Below are 26,014 nucleotides of genomic sequence, written 5' to 3'. Positions count from 1 at the left end.
GAGAGAAGCCTTAATCACGTACAATATGTATTTAAAAGAACAGAAGAAAAAGCATAAGCAAAACGAATTCAATACAGTGAACTGGGATTATGATAAAGAACATGATCGATACACTTGCCCAAACCAACAACAGCTTGTATTTAAATATCGTACTACGAAAACGGATAAGTATGATTTCACGCGTGAGTTTAAGGTATACGAATGTGAAGACTGTTCCGGATGCCCCCTCCGTTCATTATGTACAAAAGCAAAAGAAGGAAATAATCGTAAGTTAATGGTGAATGAGAAGTGGGAACAACAAAAAGAATATGTGAGAGCAAAGCTTTCAGAAGAAAAAACGAGTACCATTTATCGTCAACGCAAAATTGACGTGGAACCAGTTTTTGGATTCTTGAAGGCTAATTTGCGTTTCACTCGATTTTCTGTACGAGGAAAATCGAAGGTTGAAAACGAGATGGGCCTCGCATTAATGGCCGTGAATTTAAGAAAATTCACGGCCATTAGCTAAGAGCTATATGGAGACTACATAAAAAATAGAGAAATCCGAATTTGAATGAATTCAAATTCGGATTTCTCACTAATTGAAGCTAGTTATGTCCCAGCCTCTTCTTTTTTACGTTTTTCACGGAAATTGTTCAGCAGTGATTAGTATAGCTACTTTATTATATTTCTATATGCTTTGGCTTTCTCCAGAACAAAGCAAGGATAACGCCGAGTGTTAAAACAATTGTTGCAAAGTAATACGGATAGTTCAAATTGATATCGAATAGTACCCCACCTAAAATAGGGCCGAATATATTTCCTAGACTTGTAAACATAGAGTTCATGCCACCAACGAATCCTTGTTCATTACCAGCAATTTTAGATAAATAAGAGGTAACAGCAGGACGAATTAAATCGAAGCCGACGAAAATAAAGAATGTGACAAATAATATTGCGAAATAGTGGCTTACGAATGTCATAGCAAATGTTAAAACAGCAGATAGGACAAGTGAATAACGGATAAGATTAATCTCGCCCATTTTCTTTGTCAGCCAATCGAATAATACTAGCTGAGCAAGAGCCCCAACTACTCCGCTTCCCGTAATAATAATCGCAATATCTGAAGGCGTAAATGCGAATTTATGATCCACAAATAGACTAAATAACGATTCAAATGCAGCTAAACCAAATGATAGTACGAAAATAAGCACGAATGGAATAAGGTATAATGGGCTGAAAATACGCTTCACACTGCCTAAAATTGATGGTGCAGACTGTTCATCATCATCAGCACGTGTCGGTTCTTTTAGTAAAATAAATGACAAGAGCCCTGCTATAAATCCAAGTATACCAGCAGCATAAAATGGTATGCGCGTTCCGAATTCAGCCAAAAATCCACCGATACCAGGACCGATAATGAAGCCAGTACTAATCGCTGCACTCATATAACCCAAAGCCTTTGGACGTTGTGACAAGGTTGTAATATCAGCGATATATGCAGTTACCGCAGGCATGATGAAAGCAGCACTGATACCACCTAACATACGAGAGATAAAGAGTATTTCAACTGAGCGTCCAAGACCAAATAACAGCTCTGAAAAACCGAATATAAATAGACCCGCAACGATCATAATTTTACGGCCAATGTTATCCACCATTTTACCAGAAATTGGTGAGACGATAAGTTGAGTGATAGCAAATGCGGCCACCATATAACCAACGACAGAGCCTGAAATTTTCAGCTCATTCATGAGTGTTGGTAGCACAGGTATTACTAAACCAATACCTAAAAAGGCAATGAATAAATTCGATAATAAAATACTTAAGGTTAAAAGTTGTTTCTTATTCATACTGTTCTCCTTCAATCTTTCACGATACATGAATCAAAATCTACTAGAATATTTCCACGTAATACAATAAACCCTATAGTAACTATAGGGTCAAAAGATTTGTTTTAACTTCTTTCAGCCGGTTCCGGACGCAATTACCTATACTTAATTAATTTTTATAGTGTGGAAGTATTCGTTCGCGGTTATACAAAGTGTTTTATAATTCTTTCACGCTCCGATGTTAATGAAGCCTGCATAGTTATTTCTCTAAGTTTATTCATAAAATGCCTTTACTAGTAAGAGCTAAAGAAGTTTCTTATCGCATCAAAACGAATTTTATGTTTACAATTATCGCAGTAAAATAGGTGTGATTTGCATTCTTTGAATTGTTTATACTGTTCCTCGCCTTCATATAACTTGAAAGTTCTTTTGCAACTTATACATGTAACTTCATATTGCATAATGAACACCTCAAAAGATGATAATTAATTTCCTTAATTATAACATTCTTGGTATGTAAATAATAAAGGTTGATTTTAAATTTCAATATATTTCTTAGTAAAGTTAATTGCAGGGTGTTAAAATAAGCAAAAACTTGCTTGAAAAAGGTATCAGATTATTTAAAACTTGCTTGAATTTGTGTTTCTCTTACGAATTTATGCTATTATAAACCTTAATGCCACTTAAGAAGGAGAGCTTTACATGAAACGACATGAAGCACGCGAAAAAGCGTTGCAAGTTTTGTTTCAGCTAGACAATACCGATCTAACAGTAGAAGAAGCAATGGGTCATATTAAAGGCCAACCAACAAACGTCTTCTATGAAAAGATTGTTACTGGAACAGTTGAACATTTGGAGGAAATCGATGCTGCTTTAGAACAGCATCTTGAAAAGTGGTCGCTTGCCCGTTTACCTAAAATTGAAAGAACGGTTTTACGTCTAGCTGTATATGAGATTTTATACATGCCAGAAACACCAAAAAGAGTAGTACTTAATGAAGCAATCGAGTTATGCAAAACATTTGGCGACGATGGTTCGTCTAAATTTGTTAATGGCGTACTTTCTAAATTTACAGAACAATAACATGTGTTGAATTGGAAGGAGTAACTAAGGTCTATGTCAAGTGCAATTATTAATGGTAAAGAAATTGGTCAAGAAATTCGTAATTCAGTAGCAGAGCGAGTAACGCGTTTAAAAGAGCAAGGATTAACACCAGGCTTAGCGGTTGTTTTAGTAGGAGACAACCAAGCCTCGGCTACATATGTGAGAAATAAGCAAAAATCTTGTGAAGCCATCGGTATGTTCTCAGAGCTAATCAAACTACCAGAAGAAACTACACAAGAATCATTATTAGCACAAATTGAATTATTAAATAATCGTGAAGATATTCATGGTATTTTAGTACAATTACCACTCCCAAAACATATTGATGAGGATATTGTTATTGCCACAATTGCTGTTGAAAAAGACGTTGATGGCTTCTCACCGGTAAGTGTTGGGAAAATGATGCTTGGCCAAGAAACATTTTTGCCTTGTACACCGTTTGGCGTAATGAAGCTTCTTGAATTTTCAGGAATCGAAATAGCAGGAAAGCATGCGGTCATCGTAGGGCGTAGTCATATCGTTGGGAAACCAATGGGACAACTTCTACTACAAAAGGATGCAACTGTGACATATACGCATTCCAAAACACCAAATTTACCTTCGTTCACTAAACAAGCAGATATTTTAATTGCGGCAGTTGGACGTGCGAACTTTATTACAAAAGAGCATGTTAAAGAAGGCGCAGTTGTTATAGATGTTGGAATCAATCGTGATGAAAACAACAAGCTTTGCGGTGACGTAAACTTCAATGAGGTTGATGGAATTGCGTCTCATATAACACCTGTACCAGGCGGTGTAGGACCAATGACAATTACGATGTTACTATTCAACACAGTTCAAGCTGCAGAAAATAAGCTTGAACATATAGTTAAGCTATAATTTTGAATGACTCTCTATAAAAAGCTATCTCAATTTTAAATTGAGTTAGCTTTTTTTTGTTTGATTAAGTATTTCGAGAACTTTCACGTTGTTTTTAACGTCTAATATAACGTTTGGGTCATACATATGAATAGGGAGGTTTTTATGGAAAACATAGATTTAATACTGATTATCAAACATATTATTATCGGTCTTGTCCAAGGATTTACTGAGCCAATTCCTGTATCATCAAGCGGTCATGTTATGATTGCAAGTGAAATTCTTGGTCTTGGTGAGCAAGGATTTACTTTTGCTATTTTAACGAACACAGCTTCTTTACTAGCTATTGTCTATATTTATCGAGAGGATATTATCCGACTCATCACAAATTTTTTCCTTTATCTTAAAACGGGAGAGAATCGTTATAAAGCGGATTTCCGTTTTTCCATATTTATTGTGATCGGTTCTATTCCAGCGGGCATTTTAGGTGTTTTATTAAGTGATGTTATTGCGGATAATGTTAGTATGACAACGATTGCGCTTATGCTTTTTGTGACAGGTATTGCCTTATGGCTAATCCGTAATATGCGTGGTACGAAAAGAGATGCGGATTTGACTACGAAAGACGCCATCATCGTAGGTCTTGGTCAAGCTGTAGCATTAACACCTGGTATTAGTCGTTCAGGAGCAACGATTATTTCAGCCATTGCAGTTGGTATGAAACAGGAAACCGCTTTACGATTTTCCTTCATGCTTTATATTCCTGTAAGTCTTGGTGGGGTTGTCCTTGGGATTTCTGATTTTTTAGATGAGCCAAATAAAAGTGCATTAGCAATTCCTTATGCTGCGACATTTATAGCGACATTATTTATGACCTATTTTGCAATGCGTTGGTTTATGGGAATCATGAAAAGTGGGAAGCTTAGCTACTTTACATATTATTGCTTTCTTGTAGGTACGCTCCTTTTAATATTTTATTAATTTAAAAGCCTCATAACTTTAATTAGTTGTGAGGCTTTCTTGTTTGTTGAGAAAATAAAATGGTAGGTATTCGACTTCTATCCATCATTTCGACGATTCAATCCGTCGCTTCATTTTCATACCGTCGCTCTGGGGTTTCAATCCGTCACTTGTCTTGTTTTATCCGTCGCTCCAGCAGATCCATCCGTCGTTTCTCCTTCATACCGTCGCTTCGTCGGTTCAATCCGTCACTTAACTTGTTTTATCCGTCGCTCCGGCAGGTCCATCCGTCGTTTCGCTTTCATACCGTCGTTCTGGCGGTTTAATCCATCACTTGGTTTGTTTTATCCGTCGCTCCGTCAAATCCATCCGTCGTTTCGCTTTCATACCGTCGCTCCGTTGGTTCAATCCATCACTTCACTTGTTTTATCCGTCGCTCCGTCAGATCCATCCGTCGTTTCGCTTTCATACCGTCGTTCTGTCGGTTCAATCCATCACTTCACTTGTTTCATCCGTCGCTCCAGCAGATCCATCCGTCGTTTCTCCTTCATACCGTCGTTCTGTCGGTTCAATCCGTCACTTCACTTGTTTTATCCGTCGCTCCAGCAGATCCATCCGTCGTTTCGCTTTCATACCGTCGTTCTGGCGGTTCAATCCGTCACTTCACTTGTTTTATCTGTCGCTCCAGCAGATCCATCCGTCATTTCTCCTTCATACCGTCGTTTTGGCGGTTCAATCCATCACTTCACTTGTTTTATCCGTCGCTCCGTCAGATCCATCCGTCGTCCAAGCTGCATTTTCCACCTCGCTCCGTCTTCTAACCGTCATTCTGGCGTTTCAATCCGCCATTCTCGTAGCTCAATCTGCCACTTCGTCTCTTCTATCTGCTCTCCCAGCAAAGCACTCAGTCAAAACGCTACTCCACCGCACATTTCGTCGAAAAAACATACTTTATCTAATACGAGGTCTTAAGATATGTTATAGTAAGGTTTTCAATTCTATGAAAGACGGTCGTTTTTTCAAGCGAAACTGCATTTTGGCACGTCAGGCACAATAAAAAATGTTATGATAGGTGTAGTTTTGTGAAAAACTTGATTTTAGTAAAGGAGCCGGAAAAATGACATCTGCTTCTTATTTAACTGTAAAAGCATTAACAAAATATATTAAACGGAAATTTGATGCTGATCCGCATTTACGTGAAGTCTATGTAAAGGGAGAGCTATCCAATGTCAAGATTCATCAATCGGGGCATATTTACTTTACATTAAAAGATGATGGAGCACGGATTGCGGCTACAATGTTTAAATCAGCGGCCGGAAAGTTGGCGTTTGAACCTAAGGAAGGTATGCAAGTATTTATTCGTGGGGATGTAAACGTTTACGAAGGCTACGGTACATATCAACTATATGTACAGGAAATGCAACCAGATGGAATCGGTAGCTTGTTTGTTGCCTTTAACCAGCTGAAAGAGCAGTTACAAAAAGAAGGGCTTTTTAAACCTGAGTGGAAACAACCAATTCCAAGATTTCCTGAAAAAATCGGTGTTTTAACGTCTACAACAGGTGCAGCCATTCGAGATATCTGTACAACATTAAAGAGACGTTATCCACTTGCTGAAATTTTTATTTATCCTACCCTTGTACAAGGAGCACAAGCAGCGCCAAATATTGTTCGCAATATTGAGAGCGCAAATATGGATGCGAGTTGCGATGTACTGATTGTTGGGCGGGGCGGTGGATCGATTGAGGATTTATGGGCATTTAATGAGGAAGTTGTTGCAAGAGCGATTTTTGAAAGTCGTATCCCTATTATAAGTGCAGTAGGTCATGAAACAGATACAACTATAGCAGATTATGTAGCTGATTTGCGTGCACCAACACCAACAGCAGCGGCTGAGATGGCTGTACCTGATCAACAGGATTTATTTCAGCGGGTACTTACACAAAAATCACAGCTCCACCAAATTGTAAGAGCGCAACTTATTGCAGAACGGCAACGTCTAAATAAGCTCCAACAGGCTTATCCGCTGTCAATGCCAGAACGTCTATATCGACCATTTACGGAAAGGTTAGCACAACTTGAGTCGGGATTGCAAAAAGCAATGCAGGTCGATTTAATGAAGAAAACAGCGCAGTTTCAACAATTACGTAGTGCAGTAGAGCAGCACTCACCGAAAAAAGCATTAGCTTTCCATCAACGAGAGCTAGAAGCTCATGTCCAACAATTAACTCGTGCTACAACGCATTATGTAACGAAGCAAAAACAACAATTTGAGGCAACCGTCAGAACTTTAGAAGCATTGAATCCGCTTTCCATTTTAACAAGGGGCTTTACGGTAGCTTATAAAGATCAACAAATGTTGAAATCAGCAGCTGATGTTAAGGTACAGGATCAATTAACACTTTCTTTCCATGATGGAAAGGTAATTGCTGATGTGGTAAAGATCTTGCCTAAAAATGAGGGGGAATAATTGTGGCAGAGAAACAACAAACTTTCGCAGAAGCAATGACGGCACTAGAGGAAATTGTCCGTCAGCTAGAGCAAGGTGATGTGCCGCTAGAAAATGCGATTGATTTATATAAACAAGGCATGGAGCTTTCGCAATTTTGCCATAGCAAGCTACAAAATGCTGAAGAGCAGTTAATTTCAATTGTCCAAGAGACAGGTGAAACGACAGCATTTGATCCACTAAAGGGAGAGAACTAAGAAATGAACGAGCAATTAAAGCATTTTATTGAAAGCAACATACCACAAGTTGAAGCTGAAATGTTTGCACTAGTTGAGAAAATTGACGCACCAGCCAATTTAAAAGAGTCAATGCTTTATTCATTAAAAGCTGGAGGTAAACGTATTCGCCCTCTTTTCGTTTTGGCTGTTCTTGAACTATACAAACAAAATTTAATGCATGGTTTAACTGTAGGATCAGTCATTGAAATCATCCATACGTATTCGTTAATCCATGATGATTTACCAAGTATGGATAATGACGATTTCCGTCGAGGTAAGCCGACAAACCATAAAGTTTATGGCGATGCATTAGCGACGCTTGCGGGTGATGCATTGAATACACTTGCGTTTGGCATTTTAGCACGCATGGATGTATCAGCAGAAAAACGAATTGAACTTGTCAGTCTGTTAAGTGAAGCAGCTGGTGCAGAAGGTATGGTTGGGGGTCAAGTACTCGATATAGAAGGTGAAAAACGTCAGCTGAACATAGCTGAGCTTGAGCATGTCCATATTAATAAAACGGGTGCTTTATTACGATTTAGTATTGAAGCGGGAGCGGTGTTAGCTGATGTATCGCAAAAAGAGCGCGAAACTTTAAAAGAATATGCACATCATATCGGCCTTGCCTTCCAAATCCAAGACGATATTTTAGATATTGAGGGAACTACAGAAGAACTAGGAAAAACTGCAGGTAAAGATGTAGCAAGTGATAAAAGCACATACCCAGCTCTGCTAACTTTAGATGGGGCAAAGGAAAAGCTTGCTGAGCATTATCAGCATGCCAATAACGCACTAGATAAATTGCAAGTGGATGCCAGCTTATTACGTGATTTTGCAGCCTACATTGTTCATCGTAAAAACTAGGATAAAAACGAGGCGTTAAAGGCATAGAGTATGCTAGAATAGGTGAGGGCGTTTGCCAATGTGCAAACAATAAAGTGTTCGTACTTTTAGCATATTGATAACACTGTTATAATGGTGGAAACACAATTACGGTGAATAATTTATTGAAAAGGTGTGTGAGAAAGGTGGATTTAAATAAGATAACTAGTCCAGCCTTTTTAAAAAACTTAGATAAGAAGGCGCTTGAGCGACTTGCGCAAGAAATTCGTGCCTTCTTAATTGAAAAATGTTCTGTCACAGGTGGTCATATCGGACCGAACCTAGGTGTTGTGGAGCTAACGATTATGCTCCATAAAATGTTTGACAGTCCACAAGATAAGTTTTTATGGGATGTTGGCCACCAAGCTTACGTGCACAAAATTTTGACAGGTCGTGCAAGTCAATTTGATACATTACGTCAGTTCAAAGGACTTTGTGGTTTTCCAAAGCATGTGGAGAGTGAACATGATGAGTGGGAGACTGGGCATAGCTCGACATCTTTGTCAGCAGCTATGGGTATGGCAGCAGCACGTGATATTAAAAATGAAAAGAACTTCGTGATACCAATTATTGGTGATGGAGCTTTAACAGGCGGTATGGCACTAGAGGCATTAAACCATATCGGTCATGCTGAAACGAATATGATTGTCATTTTAAACGATAATGAAATGTCGATCGCTCCAAATGTCGGGGCGTTACACAATGTACTGGGACGTCTTCGTACAGCCAAGGAATATTCAAAAGCAAAAGAAGAACTGGAATCACTTATGAATAAGATTCCTGTGCTAGGCGGTAAGCTTGCTTCAACTGCTGAACGCTTAAAGGATAGCTTAAAATATTTAGTGGTATCAGGTGTGTTCTTTGAGGAGTTAGGCTTTAAATATCTAGGACCGATTGACGGGCATGATTTCGAAGCTCTTGAGGCAACTTTATCACAAGCTAAAAAAGTAAAAGGTCCAGTGCTCGTTCATGTGATTACGAAAAAGGGCAAAGGTTATAAACCAGCTGAAGATGATACAATCGGTAATTGGCATGGGACAGGTCCATATAAAATTGAAAACGGTGCCTTTGTAAAATCAGAGGCGAAAGGTCCAGCTTGGAGTAGTTTGGTTGCAGAGACTGTTCGCAAAATTGCTCATGAGGATAAACGAATTGTCACAATTACACCTGCAATGCCGGTGGGCTCGAAACTACAAGGTATCCAAAAGGATTTCCCAGAGCGTTTCTTTGATGTGGGGATTGCCGAGCAACATGCAGCCACGATGGCAGCAGGTCTAGCGACGCAAAAAATGAAACCATTTTTAGCCATTTACTCAACATTCCTTCAACGTGCCTATGATCAAGTACTACATGATATCGCACGTCCAAATTTAAATGTCTTTATAGGAATTGACCGTGCAGGCTTAGTTGGCGCAGACGGTGAAACCCATCAAGGCGTATTTGATATTGCATTCCTTCGTCATATTCCAAATATGACAATTATGATGCCAAAAGATGAAAATGAAGGTCAACATATGGTGAAAACAGCCATTGAATATGATGGCGGTCCAATTGCGTTACGTTATCCACGAGGTAATGGGATAGGCGTTCCGTTAGACGATGAGCTTAAGAGGTTACCAATTGGTAGCTGGGAAGTGTTGCGTGAAGGTAAGGATGCTACGATCTTAACCTTTGGTACGACGATTCCAATGGCAATGAAAGCAGCCGGTATTTTAGCACAGCAAGGTGTAGAGATAGAAGTAGTCAATGCTCGTTTCATAAAACCAATGGATGAGGATATGCTTCATCGTATATTATCAAGCCGTAAACCAATATTAACGATTGAAGAGGCGGTTCTACAAGGTGGTTTTGGTAGTGGTATATTAGAATTTGCCCATGACCATGGCTATTTAAGTGCACTGATCGATCGTATGGGTATACCGGATCATTTTATTGAGCATGGTAATGTAGACCAGCTTCTCGCTGAAATTCATATGACGGCTGAAGATACAGTGGCACGAATGCATGTGTTACTTCAACAAAAACAGCAAGTAGGTTTGAATAAATAATGACAAAACATCCAAAAGAACGTGTAGACATTTTACTTGTAGAGCGTGGGCTTTGCGAAACGCGAGAAAAAGCAAAGCGCTCTATTATGGCAGGGCTTGTTTTTTCTAATGAAATTCGCATCGATAAGGCGGGGGAAAAAATCGCTATTGATGCACCGCTACAAGTAAAAGGCTCTGATTTAAAATATGTTAGCCGTGGTGGCTTGAAGCTAGAAAAAGCGCTACAAATTTTTGATATGTCTGTAGAGGGGAAGCTAATGCTAGATATTGGCTCCTCTACAGGAGGATTTACCGATTGTGCATTACAAAATGGTGCAAGACATTGCTATGCACTGGACGTTGGTTCCAACCAACTAGCGTGGAGAATCCGTTCTGATGAACGTGTAACTGTCATGGAGAAAACAAATTTCCGTTATACGACAGCGCCAGATTTAACAGAGGGCTTACCAGACTTTGCAACAATTGATGTCAGCTTTATTTCATTATCACTTATTTTACCGGTCTTAAAAACGTTGTTAATGCCAGGTGGCGATGTAATGGCACTTGTAAAACCTCAGTTTGAAGCTGGGAAAGAGAATGTCGGTAAAAAAGGTATTGTTCGTGATAAAAAAGTACATTTAGAAGTTTTAGAAAAGACAGCTGCAATGGCGACAGAGGTTGGCTTTGTCGTTAAGGATGCTTCGTTTTCACCAATTACAGGAGGCGAGGGGAATATTGAATTTTTATTCCATTTAGTGAATCCTATTGGTGATGAAGATGTCTCTTCATATACAGCTTTTAATACACTCGTTGAAGAAGCGCATAGTGCACTAAAATAACACGTGCTCGTTTACAGAGCCGTGTTTTTTCTTGTGCTTTTATGCTTAAAATGGTAGTGTAAATATACAAATATTCAACTATTTATAAGAGGTGACCGAGATGAACAAAGGACAACGACATATACGAATTCGGGACATTATTGCCAATCATGAAATCGAAACACAAGATGATTTAGTCGATTTTTTAAAAGATGCAGGCTATAATGTGACACAAGCAACAGTATCACGTGATATTAAAGAACTTCATCTTGTTAAAGTACCTTTACAAGATGGACGCTATAAATATAGCCTACCCGCAGACCAACGCTTCAATCCTATACAAAAATTACATCGTGCATTAGCTGATGCTTTTGTCAGCATTGACGGAGCATCACACTTTTTAGTTATGAAGGCTCTTCCTGGTAATGCCAATGCTATTGCATCATTACTTGACCATTTAGATTGGCCTGAAATTTTAGGGACTATTTCTGGAGACGATACTATTTTAATTATTTGTCGTAATGAAGATGAGCGTGAAAATACTAAAAATCGCTTATTAGAAATGCTATAAAATAGCAGGGTAATTTGATACAGAGGTGACATTTTGTGTTAAGAGAGCTAAGTATAAGAAACTTTGCCATCATCGAGGATTTAACTGTTAGTTTTTCAGGTGGTTTAACTGTTTTAACAGGTGAAACAGGAGCAGGAAAATCCATTATTATCGATGCAGTGCATTTACTTGCTGGCGGACGAGGAAATACCGAATTTATTCGTCATGGAGCCAAAAAGGCAGAATTAGGTGGTTTATTTCAAATTTCAAGTTCTGGGCATCCAGTTCATAAGAAACTTGAAGAGGCAGGCATTGAAATTGAAGAAGATACCATTATTTTACGCCGTGATTTAAATGATTCTGGAAAAAGTGTTTGTCGAGTAAACGGTAAACTTGTGCCATTATCTGTTTTACGAGATATTGGGGCTAGCCTTATCGATATTCATGGTCAGCATGAAAATCAAGAATTAATGGATGAGAAGCAGCATATCTCTTTACTTGATCATTTTGCCGAGGAACAACTTACACCAATTCAAGAGGCATACAGTTCTCAATATGATGAATATCGTTCACTAAAAAAAGAATTAGCTTCGATTTCGATTGATGAGCAGTTAATGGCGCAACGTATTGATTTGTATCAATTCCAAATGAAAGAGCTGGAGGATGCCAATTTAAAGCTTGGCGAGGAAGATGAGCTTCTTGATGAACGCCGTCGTCTAATGAATTTCAATAAAATTTTTGAACGCTCCAGTGCAGCTTATGAAGCCATTCAAGGTGAATCGAAAGGCCTTGACTGGATTGGTAATGCAATGGGAGCCTTAGAGGATGCTGCCACTATTGACGAACAATTTAAAGAGGCATCCGAATCTGTTACTACTGCATTTTATGCGTTACAAGATGCTGCGTATCAGGTTAAAAATGTGTTGGACGAATTAGAATTTGATCCCGCTCGCTTAAATGAGGTTGAGCAACGTTTAGCGTTATTACAAAATTTGAAGCGCAAATATGGCTCAACAGTTGAAGAGATTTTAGCGTATTACGATAAAATTAAAACAGAGCTAAATGAGCTTTTAAATCGAGACGAAATTTTGCAAGTGAAAGAAAGAAAAGTGCTGGAAATGGAAACGGTACTTGAGGAGCTTGCTGCAGAACTTTCTACTGTTCGAAAAGAAGCTGCACATAATTTAAGTGAAGCTATTATGGCCGAACTGCGTGAATTACATATGGAAAAAGCAAAATTTATTGTTAATTTTGATGAATTACCTTTCTTTGATGCAAACGGAAAAGACCAAGTAATTTTTTATATTTCTACGAATGTAGGCGAGCCGCCAAAATCTTTGCCGAAAATTGCTTCTGGTGGAGAATTATCGCGTATGATGCTTGCGTTAAAGACGATTTTCTCATCGTCAAATGGCATCACATCTATTATTTTTGATGAGGTAGATACAGGTGTAAGTGGTCGCGTAGCGCAAGCAATCGCAGAAAAAATTGCAGCAGTATCCATTAACTCTCAAGTTTTATGTATTTCGCATTTACCACAAGTAGCTGCGATGGCTGATCATCATTATTTTATTAAAAAAGAAGTCGAGCATGATCGAACATTTACGTCATTGCTGGAAATAGATACGAATGCTCGTATCGAAGAAGTCAGTCGCATGATATCTGGAGCGGAAATTACAGATTTAACTTTGCAGCACGCAACAGAGCTCTTAAAAATGGCGAATGAACGGAAAAAACAAATGAGATAGCAAAAGAATCCAGAAACAGCTCGTTGTTTCTGGTTTTTTTCTTTTAGCGCAAATATTTACCGCTTATAAGAACGCCACAACAACACATAGTATAAAGACAAAAATAAAAAGGAGGTGTCGTATGTATCGTCGTTGGCGTCAATTTGTCATTTTGCCTATGCTCATCGTTTTATTATTCATGCCCGTAAAGGCTTTTGCCGCAAAAAAGCTAATTCCGATGGGCGAAGCAATTGGTATTCAACTTCAGCTATCACATGTATTTGTAGCACATGATGTGCTATTAGCTTCCAATCAGTGGATGAAAGGAGGCGCTGTAATTGAAAAAATAAATGATATTACAGTAAAAACACTTGCAGATGCCAAAAAAGCTGTTGCTCGACAAGGACAACAGAAATGGACGATAAAAAATGAAGGAAAAGAAGTGACACTTGAGTTACAGGAGCAAGAAGCTGAACATGTTATTTCCTTTCTAAAAGATGAAACAGATGGAGTAGGAACATTGACATACATTGATCCAGAGACAAAAAATTACGGTGCGTTAGGCCACCAAATCGTTGATTCAACCTTACAAGAAGCCCCTAATTTCCATGCTGGCTCCATTTTTTTAGCTTCGATTCAACAAATTCGTAAAAGTATACCTGGCCAACCTGGCTATAAAATATCCTCCATTGAAAAACATCAGGATCGATTAGGAAGTATAGATAAAAATACAGTTTATGGGATTTTTGGCCGTTGGGAAGACGGTTATCAACAAAGTTTGCCTAAAGCAATTGAAATTATGCATGAAAAGGATATAAAAGCAGGAAAAGCAGAAATCTATACGGCGATCAAAGGCAGTAAGGTGGAAACTTTTTCAATTGAAATTACAAAGGTTGAAAATGAACGCCTTGAATTCATAGTCACTGACAAAAAGCTCATTGAAAAAACAGGTGGTATTTTGCAGGGAATGAGTGGCAGTCCTATCATTCAAGACGGTCGTTTTGTAGGAGCGGTTACGCATATGTTTGTGGAGGAGCCGAAAAAAGGAGCAGCAATAACTGTAGCGGAAATGTTAAAAAAATCATCTTAAACGAAGGAGCTGCCAAAAGGTGGCTCCATTCTTTCATGAAAATATATTGTTCACCATGTATTTCGTTTATTTATGAAGCGATTAGCGATACTTAAAAAAAACTGTAGTTTTATCTCCATTTTTTCACTAAAATAAATGGTATAAGCATTCGAAGCTTTGTCAGTTATTTATCATAACTTGTCGATATTAAAAGAAAGTATCGGACTACATACTCATTTTTGGAAATTGAAAAGGTTTTTAAAACAAAAATGTCGAAAATTCCACAGTGTGCAAAAAAATGCATTGGGGTAGGTAACGGGATATTCGAAACACAGTTCAGAAGGAGGAATTTTAAATGACAAAGGTTAAAGTAGCGATTGCAGATGATAATCGTGAGTTATTAAAAACGATGGAGCAGTATTTTCAAGGACATCCAGAAATTGAAATCATTGCAACTGCTTCAAATGGGAAAGTTTGTTTACAAATGCTTGAGGAATTCACACCAGATATTTTGCTGCTAGATATTATTATGCCACATCTTGATGGGTTAGCTGTTTTAGAGTCGATGTATCAAAATGAACAAATGTCATCAATTCAAGTTATAATGTTAACCGCATTTGGTCAAGAAGATGTGATGAAACAAGCTGTAGACTTAGGTGCATCCTATTTCATGCTAAAGCCATTTGAATTTGATCAATTGGTTCAAAAAATCTTACATTGTGCTGGACAGAAAGCAACACTTCCTAAAAAGACAAGTGTTTTACAACCGACGGCACCTCAAAAATTAAATCAACATCAATTAGATAGCACGATTACGGCCATTATTAAAGAAATTGGCGTTCCTGCACATATAAAAGGTTACTCTTATTTGAGAGAAGCTATTCAGATGGTATTCGAAGATATCGAGTTATTAGGATCTGTGACGAAAATTTTATATCCAGAAATTGCTAAAAAATTCAATACAACGCCATCACGAGTTGAACGTGCGATTCGTCATGCCATTGAAGTCGCATGGAATCGTGGTAATTATGAATCAATTTCGTCGATGTTTGGTTATACGGTACATCATTTAAAATCTAAACCGACAAATAGCGAATTCATCGCCATGATCGCTGACAAGATTCGTATTGATATGATGGCGAGTTAAGGTTAAAGCCACAAAAGATTACAGGACTTATAGTTGATATATTATAGATTTATTCACCGATAAATCACTTTTTGAACCTTTAAATAACTAAATATTAAGCGGATAAATTTTAACGCACATTCATTTATTGAGTTTACGAAAATTCAAATGATGGAGGTGTGTTTTTTTGCGTAAAAAAGATAGATCAGTCACAGAGTTTGATTTACAGTTGGATTCCTTTATGTTGTATTGTGACGCTAAACATCTTTCACCAAAAACAATGAAAAGTTATGAACAGACATTAACGCTATTCAGAAATTACATGATACAAGAATTCAAAATTGAGGATGCAGCGAAGATAAAATCATCTCATGTTCGACAATATATCAAATATTTGAGAGAGCGTGGAAAGTACACTGTTTCTTCCTCTGACGAGGTATTAAACAATAACTATCCAGAAGTGGGGAAGATTATCAAAAGCCAATCTCGGACACTACAATAGCCAATTATACAAGGAAGATGAAAGTATTCTTTAACTTTTTGAAAACTGAACGAGAAAAAACGGTTAATCCAATGGAAACAGTCGAGCAGATTAAACCAAAGCGTAAGCAAAACAACTACTTCCCCCTGAGAAAACTAAATTAATTCTAGGTTTCAATCTTACAAAATTTCATGAGTACAGGACTTGGATTCAATTAAGGATTAATTTTGGATACGGGGCTTAAGGCTAATGAGTGTTGTTCTTTAATGGCCGAGGATATAGATTTCAAAATAAATTCTATTCTTGTCAAAAATGTCAAGAATGGACATCAACGTTATGTACTTCGGGGCATAAAACGTTAGTCAATTTAAGATGTTGGATGCAACAACTAGACAGATAATTCAGATTCGCCATTTTTATTTCCAACAAGCAGAGGAACTAGAGTAGATGTAAATATTTTGAAGATAGTAGGGAGGAAAGATTTAAGTGTTGGTTTATCTGTTTATCCAAGTTTAATACGAAATAACTTATTTCATCATTGAAGGAAAGAGAAAATTTGTAAGATTGAGTAGAATTTTAGGTCATAGAAGTGTAGAAACGACAATGAGAGCTAGTCTAGATTTGAAAATGAGATAGATAAAAAATAACAATTTCAGTCTACAAAATAATTTAGACTTTTAGGGGACGGAAAAGAATAGGAAAAAAAAGAGAAAATAAGAATGATAAACTACAAAGATTTTTTTCAGTACCACAGAATTTTGAAGGGTTCAATGATTTGCAACAGCGCAGGGGAATGTTGACACTAATTGTATCTAAAGGTGGTCAGAAAAAGGGTCTTAAATGATGTGAAAAGCTTGGGCAATCAAGATTGATGTAGATGAAGAACAGGAAAAAACTGTTTAGAAAACTCGACTAAGCGAGTATAAACAGGCATTAGGCTTAGTGCGTTCTCCTGTTGTCCTAGTGACGAAGTGAGAAATTGCGTAGAAAAAAGCTGTTAGTGTGCGAACACTAACGGCTTTTAACTGAATATGACTACCGTAAAGCGATAGCATACAAACCAATGTAACGCTATTTTACAGCCTATTCGAAATAAATCAACGTCTAGGCTATTTAAGTGTGCTTATTTTCGGTAGTCGAACGTGGAAGCCTAGTAACATATTCTCAAACTAAAACTTGACAGGTTTGAACGATAGCCGATTTAATTATCGTTAGTACTCTATGTAAGCGTACCTTGTTTCGCTTTGAATGCCATCGTTAAAGATCAGGAGCGGAATTTTGAGTGGCTACGGGAACGAAGAACACATCATATACTAAAAAGTTAGAGTTCCTGCCCAATAGAGGGATAAGTATTTATAAGCGGACGGCTTACAGGAACTACTGGGGGCAGAAGTATAAGGATTCTAGGAAAGAGGTTCAAGGAAATATGAAGGGTCTTGTTCTTGAAGTCTATTTATAGATTTATTGAGATAATGCAGCGCTTTTTCAACGAGATGTTGATACTTACTAGGCTCCGTGTTTGGGTGGGCGTAAAAAAATTTGATATAAGTATGTAAATACAGTTATATAAATGTTGTGCCAATTTTGTACAGTAATTAGACCCTATCCTATATGAAATGTGCCAATCCGGAACATTTTTTAGATAAGGAGGTCTAAAATATATGCTTAATTGGAACACATTCTGACAAGTTTAAAGAAAGAAACTATTTAAAGAAATAAATAGGGGTAAAGAAAAAACTATGACTGGCTTGCGCCTTAGTTTACTTTCATGGAAATATTTATTGATTGAACACATTAGTAGAACGGAGTTCTATGTTATAGATTTCCAAATAATGTACTGCATGACCACAAAGACAATTCAGTCAGACGGATATAGTTGTTAATTCAGAGATCTGATAACTAGAATAAGTACCCTTACTTCAGTAGAAGTAGTGCAAGCACCTATTTTTGTAGGGGTCTTTTTATTCGTGAAAAGTATTGCTAATATTTTTTGTAATAATATATTTCGATAATTATTTTCAGAAAAAGCGTTGGTAAATAATATAACAATATATAATGAGAACGAGAACTAGAGAATTATAATTTATGAAAAAATAAAAGGAGTATATTTAATGGATTTTAAACAAAAAATAGATCAACACAAATTAGGCAAATATGACTTAACAACAGAGTTGATAAGCATGGGAGCAAAGGTTGAATATGAGTTGTCCTTTCATTTGGTGACAAAGCATATGTACAGTTACATGGAGCCGAAACGAAAAGCAAAGGCAGAGGTTGCAGAGGATTATATAGCAATCTATATCAATTCGCTACAACAACGATACGCAAAGTATGTATACAAAAAGTATCTGTCAAATATTGAGAGAGCGCATGATGACATGAAAGCCGCAGACTATATTTATTACTATTTGTCACAGATTGGCGAGTATTATTACGTTGATGATTTTGATAAGATACCTGATAAAGTGTTGAAGCAAGTAGAACATGAAGAGTTTTATGAGTGCTTTAATGATATATTAAGGGTATTACCGTATGTCAAAAAAGAAAAAGCTGAAAAGATTGCTGAGACAGTTGAGCCTTTAAAAAAGGTGCTAAATGAAATTATCCCAAAGGTCGATACAACGAAAACTTACAAAGAGATTGTAAAGTATATCAATCATGGTATTAACAAAAAAATCTATCGTGAGATTGCCAAAGCAACAGGTACTAGAGAGTTTAACATTGATGGAGAGCGTTATTTTATCAATCAAAATGATATGAAGTTACTCAAAAATCAAACAAATTTTCGTAAGATATTTAAGTTTGATTTCTTAAATTTGTCGGAAAGACAAAAGGAATTTACAAATGGGTTGCTAGATCACTTGCAACGGGCTTTGGATAGCAAGCAGACAGATGTATTTACATTTAACCAAAATGGGGAAATTATCGACTTTAACAAACGCCACTTTGCTAGATTGATGGTGCTGGAAGAAAGCAACTTCAAAAAAAGATTGAAGCGTGTGCAAGATAAGTATGACTCTTGGAGATGACCTGAACTCGAAAGTCACACTTTTTGCGTACAAACTGTTCATAGTGAGAGGGTGATTTTCCTCTTGAATTTGTTGAGGTTTTAATAAAGATTTATCATAATTTCAATAATGTAATCAAAAAATGGTAACTGTTGAACGAAATCAGGGCTATTGTTTGAGGGCTACTAATTGTAGTCCTTTTTTTATTAGTCATTATTCAAATCTTTAACTGAGCATGTTCATAACATCTATTGAGTGAATGATAGCTTGGAACACCACCTGTGAAGTCTAGTGAGCGTCAATGGGTAATTCTTGATATTTAATGAGTGGTTTACTCAGAACGCTCTATATGACGTTTTATGGACTTATATGGAGAGATGGACAATTAAGCCATGAGTAGTTGCCTATTGGCTTTTTTAGTTTGTAGAAATATGGAAAATACCAAATCAGAAGGAGAATTATTAATGGGAAATTTACAAACAGCAGAAGCAATTGAAATGAATTCTATTGAGGTTATTGAGGAAGTTGAAGTAACTGAACAGGAACAAAGTGTAAATTCGTTTGAACATGAAAAACTAGAGCTACAAAAAGAAACCGAGCGTTTGGAACAAGAAAAAATTGAATTAGAAAATCTAAGATTACAGTTACAGCTTGAAGAACGAGGGTTTGGTTTTGCAAAGGAATTCGTAGAGAAGTTTAGTCTTACTAAAACACCAATAGAAAAAGTTGACGCACTAGCAGAGTTAATAAATGAAGTAAAACTTGAAATGGGCTTTAAGCCTAAAGAAGTTGCTAAGCAAGATGATTATACAGCCCATAAGCAAAATGATGACGCTAAAGGTATGATTGCTAGTAAGTTCGAAAAATTATTTAAGTAAAACAAATTAACAGGAAGAAGGAATTTAATAATGTTTACATCACAATCATTTACAGAATCAGAACGCATTTCATTAGCAAATGAGATTGCAGTAATTGGGGTTCAAGCAACGCCATTTACATCATTACTTATGGCTAAAGGCAATATTGAAAAGGCACTTAGCACTGTGTACACTTGGCGAGAAAACTCACTATCTAATGATGAAGATATTTCAGCAGTTGAAGGAGCAGATACAACAGTATTCTATGAATCTGCTAGAGCAGAGCTAAGTAATATCCTTGAGATTTTCAAGAAGGGTGTTCAGGTATCAGGTACAGCAGAAGCTATGCAGTCAACTCAGTTCTCAGAGGAAGTCGCTGACCGTTTACTAGAGTTAAAAGTTAACATGGAAAAGAAATTTATCAATGGTCTTAGAACGGATGGTTCAAAAACACCGTTTAAACGCCAATTATCAGGTCTAATTGAAATGGCTGATGCTTCTAATGCTGTAACAGCTCCGATTGATGAAAATGCAATTAAGCAAGTTATGCGTAATCTTTGGAATCAGGATTTAGCAGAAGGTCAAGTATATGCCTTTGTCAATGCTGATATTAAAGAAAATATTGACGCTATCTATAAGGATAACTACTCATACAACCATGTGACAACATCATTTGGCTTACTAGTAGATGAAATCAACACTAATTATGGTTCAGTAAAATTTGTGTTATCAAAACATGTTCCTGCTGACAAAGTTGTGTTCTTCAATGATGCTTATGTGGATTTAGCATATTTGCGTGAACCACACTTTGAACCACTTGCAAAAACAGGTGATTCAGTGAAAGGTCAAGTAATTGCAGAAGCAACTTTAAAGGTTGGTTCAAAGAAAGCAGTTGCAGTATTAACACAGGGTAAATAATCCCTTAGACACTCTCAGAAATGGGAGTGTCTTTTTCAATTCATTTCATGAAAATTTTTAACTAGAAGAAAGGAAGTAAGACCATGACACAAATAGAGCTGTTCTTAATGCGCAGACAGAAGCAAATTAGGCTAACTGATATTGCTAGGCACATTGGTTGCTCGATAGCTTTGCTCTCAAAATATGAGAATAACAAAGTAGCTATGGAAGCAAATAAAGTACAGAAATATAAAGAGTTTATTCTGAAAAACTAAGTGTTCAAATGGGCAGATAGGGGTTTATAACATGACAAACTTAACTGAAAAAGACTTCTTCTTTTGCTTTACAAAGAAACTATCAATCTATTTGAAAGAAGAAGGAATTTCATACATCATAAAAGCTAGAAGCATTAAGGATAATGCGATTTATACAGTCTATCACAAAACTGATGAACTACAGCGAGCGTTAGATAAATATAAGAAATTAACTAGGTAGTTACCAAGAAGGTGACTTCTTTTTTATAACAAAAATACAATCACACAGGAGTTTTTCATGATGGAATTTATAATGATTAACAATCAACTTATTTCAGATGGAAATGAGTTTCACCTAACACCGCAGGAACTATATGTCTATTCGTTGTTGTCAATAAGCAGGGACTTTAGAGAAGATATTTATATTTCGGTTTCATTGCTTCATGCCAAAGGACAAATTGACCTTGCAAGCAACAAAAAGCGAGCTGTTAAAGCAATCAAAGATACTCTTATTTCTTTGAGAGATAAAAAGGTTATTAGATTTACTAGTATTGATGGTGAGCTTGTAGATGAGTTTAATGCTAATGATATTCTTATTGCTGAATTAGTGGAATTTGAAGATATAAGCCATACACAACTTAAATTTGATGTGTTCAATGAGCTTACAGACATTCGCCAATTGTATGTATATCTTGCAACCTATAGATGGTCTAACAGTGAAAGTGGTATATTTACTTGTTCTAAATCACGTTGGGCGATAATTTTAAATTGTTCAGAGTCAACAGCAATCCAAGCAGTAAATAAAACAATTGAGGCAGGTTTAATTCACAAAAATATTGGAGATTACAACGATACAGGTAAGCAAAACACAAACCAATACAGAACAACACCTTTTGAAAATGATGAAATTACACATCATTCATTTAAGAAAAAGTATGTTGAAAAAGTAGTTGAAGTAGAAACAGACCTAGAGCATTCCACTGTAGAACAGTTAAAGGAAACAGAGCAGCGATTCAACAAATTTAGAGATGAAAATGGTGAAGATGTATTCCCTTTTGAACAGGATTATGTTGCTGTTTTAGACCTGCGAAAACAAGAAAGAGAAGTAGGTTTAACTGATATTGAGAAAAGAGTCTTGAGAGCGGGGGAAAACCGCATTAAGAAACTGAAAAAACAAGACTATTTAATAGATGAGTATGGTAATGAGTTTAAAATTGTTGATAGACACATTGAAAATGCAAGACTTTACATCAAAAACAGGGATGAAATGAACTCTGAATATCACTAAAAGAGAGGATTGATATTTATGGATATTTACAAAGCACTTGAAGCTGTTCCATACAAGAAAAGGGAATACTTCAAATGGAAGTTTGACCTATATGTTAATCGAACAGAAGAACTTTCAGAAGAAGCATTGTGTCTAAAGTTAGATGTGAAAACATTGAACCACATGAAGAAGTGGGAGAAATCTTCTGAGTATTTGATGTTGACTAATTTGTATCTTGAATCACGCATGGCGAATGATTTAGAGCAAATTTATCAAGTCACAGCAGAAAGGGCAATTGAGGGGGATGAAAAGGCTATTAAGCTTTTATTAGACCTTCAAAAGCAGGTCAGAGCATTTAATAAAGAGTTTAAGGTTACACAGGTCTATGAGCCACAAGAAAGCAATGCTTATGATGAATTGGTGATGTAGCACATGGCAACTAAATCAAATAAACTTGAAAAAGTTCTTAGTGAGTTCCCACTTTTTGCTAAGAATTTTATTTTTATTACAGACAACGAAAATCAGGTCATTAAATTTGAAATCAATGAAGCACAGCAAGAAATTGAAAATCTAATGCTAGAGAATCGCTTTGTTGTGATTGGTAAAGCAAGGCAAGCAGGTATTTCAACATTTGTGCTTGCTAGGGCATTATGGCGAGCATTAACTAAGCCTAACGAAAACATCTTGATTGTTAGTTATAAGGGTGATTCAGCAAAAGCGCTTTTTGAAAAGTTGAAGCAAATGAATGACGCTGTCCCAAGAGAAAAATTCCCTAATATATTCCCAAAGGTTCGCAGGGATAACAGAAGCGAGCTTTTGTTCACTAATGGTTCAAGAATATCAAGTGTTACAGCAGGGAACAAAGATATTGGGCGTGGTTCAACATATACCTATGTTCATTTATCTGAGTTTGCCTTCTATGCGTCACAAGAAACACAATTACTCTCGGTTGAACAATCCCTTGCAAAAGGGGCTGAGAGTACATTAACAATTGAAACAACCTCCAATGGTACAAGCAACCATTTCTACCGCCTGTATATGCAAGCCCTCAAAGGGAAGTCTAAGTATGTGCCTTATTTCATTCCTTTTTACCACAAACTATATAAAAAGCAGTTTGCCCATGACTATGATGAAGCGGAGCGTTGGTATAAAGCAACCAAAGGTGGCAAGCGATTTGCTTCTGATGATTTAGAAGAAGATGAAGTAGCTCTCTATAGAGAAGGTGCAACTTTAAGGCAATTAATGTGGAGAAGATGGAAGGTTCAGGACATGGAAAACGAACAGCAGTTTATGCAAGAGTACCCCTCAAATCCCTTTGAATCCTTTATTTCTACAGGTAGAAGTGTATTTGATCAACATAAGGTTTTAACTAGGCTTTCATATACAATTGAGCCGTTACCTAAAAATGAGATGCTGTCAGAAGTACCTGAGAGCGTTCGAAAATATATTGGTAAGGGCTTAGACCTTTTCGAGTTTCCTAAACGCAATATGAAGTATTATTTTGGTGTCGATACAGCGAGTGGCTCAGGTAATGATTACTCAACAATTACTGCATTTGATTCAGAAGGGCAACAAGTCATAAGTTTCTACCATAATAAAATTCCAGTCTATGAATTTGCTCAGATCATCTATGACTTGGGGATTTTTTATAATTATGCTTTTTTGACAGTGGAACGCAATTCATATGGTTTACCGGTTATTGAACGCTTACGCAAAGAGCGTGGCTATCTCAATATGTATAAGATGAAAACCTTTGATGACCGAGGAAAGAAGAAGTTGCAAATAGGCTTTATCACTTCTGAGAAAACAAAGGCGATAATGATAAGTGATATGAAAGAGCAATTTGAGCTTGGACTTATCAATATCGAATGTAAGACTACCTTACAGCAAATGCAGATGTTTGTTGAAACAAATGGTCGCTTAGGAAATAAGCGAGGGAATAGTGAATTGCACCATGATGATAGTGTTATTTCAACAGCATTGGCTATTCAAGGCATGAAGATAAATAAATGGTATGTATAGGAGAATCGCAGAATGGAAGTATTTAAAAAGTATTGTGACAGTATGGAATCAATATATCACATGCAAGGTTGCTACGAGTGATAGTAGTTTTTAGCCATACTCATTTAGGGTAAGGTTTATTTTGAATAAGAAAGGGAATAAGAAGATGAATTTAGATAGATATTTACAAGTAAAGCACAAGGGTAATCCCACTTGGTTCTTAGAGGAAATAAACTCTTATGACAACCAAGAGCGTTTGCAAGATGTGTTTAGTAAGAAAAAGTATTTAGATGGTCAACACAAGATACTACAGCGTGATTCATTTAAGTACAATGGTCAGTTCATTGAGCCACGCAAGATTGTGATTCAGTTGGCTAAGACTATTTTGAACTTCCAAACGCAATACCTGTTGAAGAACAGTGTCAATATCATTGGAGTAGAGAAAATGGTTGAGCAATTTTTGAAGGTAAATAAGCTAGGTCGCTTTGATGATAAGAATGTTATGATCCTAAACAAATTAATCAAGTTTGGTCAGGTAGCTGAATATCTTTTCTTTAATGCTAAAGGGAGAATTGATTCAAAAATTATTGATGCGGAGGATGGAACACCTGTGTTCAATCATCATGGGGAAATGATTGCCTTCGTTGAGCATTATGTCTTTGATGGTATTGCTTATTACACAATTTATACTGAGAAGTTAGTCCAAGAATGGTCAAATGAAGGTGGGGAATTAAAGCTAGTTGCTCAGTATGCTAATCTAAGTGGCTTACCTGTCCTATATAAAACTGACAATGAATTTAGTGATACAGAAGGTCGCTCAGAGTTAGATGATTATATGGGGATATTGGATAACATGGAAGATGTATTATCTAAGTATGTTGACAGCATGTATAAGTTTATGAATCCTATCCCTGTTGCAGTTGGTCAGCAACTCAAAGACTCATTACCTACTGATATTGTTGGTGGAGGCTTAAACCTAGATGATGGTTCTGACTTCAAAATGGTATCTAACCAATTAGATTCAAAGTCCTTTGAATTAGTCTACAAGACGCTACAACAGGCTTTATTAGATGTAAGTTCAACGCCTGCTGTATCCATGAACAAAACTGATGTAAGCAATCTATCGGAGGTTAGTATTAAGTTGCTGTTCTCATTGGCAGATACGAAAGCAGGATTAAATGAAACATACTTGAAGCAAGGTTTTTATGAGCGTTGGGAAAAGGTCTGTGAGCTGATGAGATACAAAGGGGTTCATATTTCAGAAGAAGATTTTATGACGCTTGAATTTAACTTTCAATACAACACACCATCTAACCACGCTGAGATTATTGACAATATGAGTAAGCAACATGCAATGGGGGCTTTAAGCACAGAAACAATCCTTGAGCAGTCGCCGTATGTGAATGATGTTACGCTTGAAATGAATCGTATACAAGATGTGAAACCATTTGAACAAATAGAACACAAGAATCTTGGTGGCTCTAGTAACCTTGCTGAAAAGGTATCATAGAGATGGATAAAATCAGAATAAAATAGGTGTCTATATTTAATAGAAATCATAAAGATTTTCGTTATGTATAGGCATTTTTA

Annotated in this window: 24 protein-coding genes and 1 pseudogene; 24 read left to right on the top strand and 1 reads right to left on the bottom strand. The window is 36.8% G+C overall.

Annotation, left to right across the window (positions count from 1 at the left end; genetic code table 11):
- Window positions 1–499 (top strand): annotated as a pseudogene (locus ABNX05_RS15845) (transposase); the annotation flags it as partial.
- Window positions 500–662: 163 nt separating this feature from the next.
- Here the strand turns inward: ABNX05_RS15845 and ABNX05_RS15840 are convergent.
- Entirely contained in the window at window positions 663–1,832 is a 1,170-nt protein-coding gene (locus ABNX05_RS15840; protein ID WP_349660598.1) for an MFS transporter, read from the bottom strand.
- 681 nt (window positions 1,833–2,513) lie between these two features.
- Between ABNX05_RS15840 and nusB the strand changes: the two genes are divergently transcribed.
- From nusB to ABNX05_RS15725, 23 genes are all read left to right on the top strand, one after another.
- Window positions 2,514–2,894, top strand: coding sequence for a transcription antitermination factor NusB (gene nusB, locus ABNX05_RS15830; protein WP_053483714.1), 381 nt, complete (start codon window positions 2,514–2,516; stop codon window positions 2,892–2,894).
- A 33-nt stretch (window positions 2,895–2,927) separates the two neighbouring features.
- Entirely contained in the window at window positions 2,928–3,794 is an 867-nt protein-coding gene (gene folD, locus ABNX05_RS15825) for a bifunctional methylenetetrahydrofolate dehydrogenase/methenyltetrahydrofolate cyclohydrolase FolD (protein WP_079561804.1), read from the top strand.
- Between the two features lie 144 nt (window positions 3,795–3,938).
- Window positions 3,939–4,754, top strand: a complete 816-nt coding sequence (locus ABNX05_RS15820; RefSeq protein ID WP_349660596.1) for an undecaprenyl-diphosphate phosphatase — start codon at window positions 3,939–3,941, stop codon at window positions 4,752–4,754.
- A 1,096-nt stretch (window positions 4,755–5,850) separates the two neighbouring features.
- Window positions 5,851–7,203 carry an exodeoxyribonuclease VII large subunit gene (xseA, locus tag ABNX05_RS15815; RefSeq protein WP_349660595.1) on the top strand — a complete coding sequence of 451 codons (1,353 nt, stop codon included), beginning with the start codon at window positions 5,851–5,853 and terminating at the stop codon, window positions 7,201–7,203.
- A 2-nt stretch (window positions 7,204–7,205) separates the two neighbouring features.
- A complete protein-coding gene (gene xseB / locus ABNX05_RS15810) occupies window positions 7,206–7,439 on the top strand; it encodes an exodeoxyribonuclease VII small subunit (RefSeq protein WP_079561801.1) in 234 nt (77 codons plus the stop codon).
- 3 nt (window positions 7,440–7,442) lie between these two features.
- The gene (locus ABNX05_RS15805) at window positions 7,443–8,324 is read left to right on the top strand and encodes a polyprenyl synthetase family protein (protein ID WP_349660594.1); all 882 of its coding nucleotides are present in this window, start codon (window positions 7,443–7,445) and stop codon (window positions 8,322–8,324) included.
- A 164-nt stretch (window positions 8,325–8,488) separates the two neighbouring features.
- Window positions 8,489–10,390, top strand: a complete 1,902-nt coding sequence (gene dxs, locus ABNX05_RS15800) for a 1-deoxy-D-xylulose-5-phosphate synthase (protein ID WP_349660593.1) — start codon at window positions 8,489–8,491, stop codon at window positions 10,388–10,390.
- Entirely contained in the window at window positions 10,390–11,208 is an 819-nt protein-coding gene (locus tag ABNX05_RS15795; RefSeq protein WP_349660592.1) for a TlyA family RNA methyltransferase, read from the top strand. The genes dxs and ABNX05_RS15795 overlap by 1 nt, the downstream gene beginning before the upstream one ends.
- A 100-nt stretch (window positions 11,209–11,308) precedes the next feature.
- Window positions 11,309–11,758, top strand: a complete 450-nt coding sequence (ahrC, locus tag ABNX05_RS15790; protein ID WP_079561797.1) for a transcriptional regulator AhrC/ArgR — start codon at window positions 11,309–11,311, stop codon at window positions 11,756–11,758.
- 35 nt (window positions 11,759–11,793) lie between these two features.
- The gene (recN, locus tag ABNX05_RS15785) at window positions 11,794–13,485 is read left to right on the top strand and encodes a DNA repair protein RecN (protein WP_349660591.1); all 1,692 of its coding nucleotides are present in this window, start codon (window positions 11,794–11,796) and stop codon (window positions 13,483–13,485) included.
- A 121-nt stretch (window positions 13,486–13,606) separates the two neighbouring features.
- Window positions 13,607–14,554 (top strand): SpoIVB peptidase S55 domain-containing protein, encoded by a 948-nt coding sequence (locus ABNX05_RS15780; RefSeq protein WP_349660590.1) that lies wholly within the window; start codon window positions 13,607–13,609, stop codon window positions 14,552–14,554.
- A gap of 334 nt (window positions 14,555–14,888) precedes the next feature.
- On the top strand, window positions 14,889–15,680 hold the full coding sequence (spo0A, locus tag ABNX05_RS15775) for a sporulation transcription factor Spo0A (RefSeq protein WP_079561794.1): 792 nt from the start codon (window positions 14,889–14,891) through the stop codon (window positions 15,678–15,680).
- A gap of 166 nt (window positions 15,681–15,846) precedes the next feature.
- Window positions 15,847–16,161, top strand: coding sequence for a site-specific integrase (locus ABNX05_RS15770; protein WP_349660589.1), 315 nt, complete (start codon window positions 15,847–15,849; stop codon window positions 16,159–16,161).
- Window positions 16,162–16,367: 206 nt separating this feature from the next.
- Complete coding sequence (locus ABNX05_RS26405) at window positions 16,368–16,502, top strand: site-specific integrase (RefSeq protein ID WP_432760151.1); 135 nt, start codon at window positions 16,368–16,370, stop codon at window positions 16,500–16,502.
- Window positions 16,503–18,251: 1,749 nt separating this feature from the next.
- The gene (locus ABNX05_RS15765) at window positions 18,252–19,169 is read left to right on the top strand and encodes a hypothetical protein (RefSeq protein ID WP_349660588.1); all 918 of its coding nucleotides are present in this window, start codon (window positions 18,252–18,254) and stop codon (window positions 19,167–19,169) included.
- Between the two features lie 443 nt (window positions 19,170–19,612).
- Window positions 19,613–20,026 carry a hypothetical protein gene (locus ABNX05_RS15760; protein ID WP_349660587.1) on the top strand — a complete coding sequence of 138 codons (414 nt, stop codon included), beginning with the start codon at window positions 19,613–19,615 and terminating at the stop codon, window positions 20,024–20,026.
- 30 nt (window positions 20,027–20,056) lie between these two features.
- Entirely contained in the window at window positions 20,057–20,923 is an 867-nt protein-coding gene (locus ABNX05_RS15755; protein WP_349660586.1) for an SU10 major capsid protein, read from the top strand.
- Window positions 20,924–21,006: 83 nt separating this feature from the next.
- Window positions 21,007–21,177 (top strand): helix-turn-helix domain-containing protein, encoded by a 171-nt coding sequence (locus ABNX05_RS15750; protein ID WP_079561788.1) that lies wholly within the window; start codon window positions 21,007–21,009, stop codon window positions 21,175–21,177.
- 31 nt (window positions 21,178–21,208) lie between these two features.
- Window positions 21,209–21,397, top strand: coding sequence for a DUF5659 domain-containing protein (locus tag ABNX05_RS15745; protein WP_349660585.1), 189 nt, complete (start codon window positions 21,209–21,211; stop codon window positions 21,395–21,397).
- Between the two features lie 57 nt (window positions 21,398–21,454).
- Entirely contained in the window at window positions 21,455–22,444 is a 990-nt protein-coding gene (locus ABNX05_RS15740) for a hypothetical protein (RefSeq protein WP_349660584.1), read from the top strand.
- A gap of 18 nt (window positions 22,445–22,462) precedes the next feature.
- On the top strand, window positions 22,463–22,852 hold the full coding sequence (locus tag ABNX05_RS15735) for a hypothetical protein (RefSeq protein WP_349660583.1): 390 nt from the start codon (window positions 22,463–22,465) through the stop codon (window positions 22,850–22,852).
- Window positions 22,853–22,855: 3 nt separating this feature from the next.
- The gene (locus ABNX05_RS15730) at window positions 22,856–24,445 is read left to right on the top strand and encodes a terminase large subunit domain-containing protein (protein ID WP_349660582.1); all 1,590 of its coding nucleotides are present in this window, start codon (window positions 22,856–22,858) and stop codon (window positions 24,443–24,445) included.
- Window positions 24,446–24,590: 145 nt separating this feature from the next.
- The gene (locus ABNX05_RS15725) at window positions 24,591–25,934 is read left to right on the top strand and encodes a phage portal protein (protein WP_349660581.1); all 1,344 of its coding nucleotides are present in this window, start codon (window positions 24,591–24,593) and stop codon (window positions 25,932–25,934) included.
- Window positions 25,935–26,014: the final 80 nt, after the last annotated feature.

The sequence above is a fragment of the Lysinibacillus zambalensis genome (assembly GCF_040183165.1).
GTDB classification, from domain to species: Bacteria; Bacillota; Bacilli; order Bacillales_A; family Planococcaceae; genus Lysinibacillus; species Lysinibacillus zambalensis.
Note: the sequence above shows the minus strand (reverse complement) of the source record. Positions and strands in the feature narration are given on the sequence as shown.

Coding starts and splice junctions, on each gene's coding strand:
- ABNX05_RS15840 (WP_349660598.1), bottom strand. CDS start 1,832: ATGAATAAGAAACAACTTTTAACCTTAAGTATTTTATTATCGAATTTA.
- nusB (WP_053483714.1), top strand. CDS start 2,514: ATGAAACGACATGAAGCACGCGAAAAAGCGTTGCAAGTTTTGTTTCAG.
- folD (WP_079561804.1), top strand. CDS start 2,928: ATGTCAAGTGCAATTATTAATGGTAAAGAAATTGGTCAAGAAATTCGT.
- ABNX05_RS15820 (WP_349660596.1), top strand. CDS start 3,939: ATGGAAAACATAGATTTAATACTGATTATCAAACATATTATTATCGGT.
- xseA (WP_349660595.1), top strand. CDS start 5,851: ATGACATCTGCTTCTTATTTAACTGTAAAAGCATTAACAAAATATATT.
- ABNX05_RS15805 (WP_349660594.1), top strand. CDS start 7,443: ATGAACGAGCAATTAAAGCATTTTATTGAAAGCAACATACCACAAGTT.
- ABNX05_RS15795 (WP_349660592.1), top strand. CDS start 10,390: ATGACAAAACATCCAAAAGAACGTGTAGACATTTTACTTGTAGAGCGT.
- ahrC (WP_079561797.1), top strand. CDS start 11,309: ATGAACAAAGGACAACGACATATACGAATTCGGGACATTATTGCCAAT.
- ABNX05_RS15780 (WP_349660590.1), top strand. CDS start 13,607: ATGTATCGTCGTTGGCGTCAATTTGTCATTTTGCCTATGCTCATCGTT.
- spo0A (WP_079561794.1), top strand. CDS start 14,889: ATGACAAAGGTTAAAGTAGCGATTGCAGATGATAATCGTGAGTTATTA.
- ABNX05_RS15765 (WP_349660588.1), top strand. CDS start 18,252: ATGGATTTTAAACAAAAAATAGATCAACACAAATTAGGCAAATATGAC.
- ABNX05_RS15760 (WP_349660587.1), top strand. CDS start 19,613: ATGGGAAATTTACAAACAGCAGAAGCAATTGAAATGAATTCTATTGAG.
- ABNX05_RS15755 (WP_349660586.1), top strand. CDS start 20,057: ATGTTTACATCACAATCATTTACAGAATCAGAACGCATTTCATTAGCA.
- ABNX05_RS15750 (WP_079561788.1), top strand. CDS start 21,007: ATGACACAAATAGAGCTGTTCTTAATGCGCAGACAGAAGCAAATTAGG.
- ABNX05_RS15745 (WP_349660585.1), top strand. CDS start 21,209: ATGACAAACTTAACTGAAAAAGACTTCTTCTTTTGCTTTACAAAGAAA.
- ABNX05_RS15740 (WP_349660584.1), top strand. CDS start 21,455: ATGATGGAATTTATAATGATTAACAATCAACTTATTTCAGATGGAAAT.
- ABNX05_RS15735 (WP_349660583.1), top strand. CDS start 22,463: ATGGATATTTACAAAGCACTTGAAGCTGTTCCATACAAGAAAAGGGAA.
- ABNX05_RS15730 (WP_349660582.1), top strand. CDS start 22,856: ATGGCAACTAAATCAAATAAACTTGAAAAAGTTCTTAGTGAGTTCCCA.
- ABNX05_RS15725 (WP_349660581.1), top strand. CDS start 24,591: ATGAATTTAGATAGATATTTACAAGTAAAGCACAAGGGTAATCCCACT.